Here is a 213-nt window from a genome sequence, read left to right as displayed (position 1 = left end):
TAGTCCTCCAACGGGAGGACTGCCATGGTCGTCACCCGAGTACGCGCAGCCGGGGTCGCGCCTGCCTTCCCGAGCATGCGGGCGATAAAACTCTCGCCCGGATGCTGTTGGTCGATGGTCCGGAAAGCATCTGCCATATCCAACCCATTGCCGGTCACAGTCAAGGTAGCCAGCCCATTGGGGTGCTGGCGCAGCAGTGCGCGCTCGCAATAC

Annotated in this window: 1 pseudogene; it reads right to left on the bottom strand. The window is 62.9% G+C overall.

Annotated features, from left to right (window positions below):
• Positions 1-213 (bottom strand): annotated as a pseudogene (locus B2696_RS02575) (HNH endonuclease); the annotation flags it as partial.

It is taken from the genome of Corynebacterium sp. UBA4397, from assembly GCF_002390965.1.
Taxonomy (GTDB): Bacteria; Actinomycetota; Actinomycetes; order Mycobacteriales; family Mycobacteriaceae; genus Corynebacterium; species Corynebacterium flavescens.
The sequence above is the reverse complement of the archived record's forward strand: the minus strand, read 5'-3'. Positions and strand labels throughout refer to the sequence as shown.